1 protein-coding gene is annotated in these 404 nt (G+C 70.5%); it reads right to left on the bottom strand.

Features of this window, described 5'->3' with window-relative positions; genetic code table 11:
* Positions 1 to 404: sensor domain-containing protein (locus LPA54_RS40800; RefSeq protein WP_228985464.1), on the bottom strand; the 404-nt coding region annotated here is incomplete at both ends.

Raw genomic sequence — 404 nt, 5'->3', positions numbered from 1 at the left:
CCCAGCCCCATCGCCAGGTTCACCAGCCGGGCCTGCGCCCCGTCGTGCAGGTCCCGCTCGATGCGCCGCAGGTCCGCCGCCGCCGTGTCCACCACGACCCCGCGGTCCGACTCCAGCTCCCCCACCCGGGTCGCCAGCCGCGACGGGCCCAGCAGCCCGTGCACCATCAGCCGGTCCACCATCGTCAGCGCCCGCACGATCCACGGCGTGGCCAGTGTGAACAGCAGACCCACGCCCGCCGTCACCGCGATCTCGAACGGGTTGTCCAGGTAGATCGAGTGCTGCTCGTCGCCGTACAGCTGTATGCCGTCCTGGCCCGCGTACATCGGGAGCACCCAGAACCACAGCGGGTACGTCACCAACGACCAGCCCAGCGTCCAGACGGTGACCGTCACCGTGAAGGA

Source organism: Streptomyces sp. DH12 (assembly GCF_020873895.1).
In the GTDB taxonomy this organism is placed as follows: domain Bacteria; phylum Actinomycetota; class Actinomycetes; order Streptomycetales; family Streptomycetaceae; genus Streptomyces.
The sequence above is the reverse complement of the archived record's forward strand: the minus strand, read 5'-3'. Positions and strand labels throughout refer to the sequence as shown.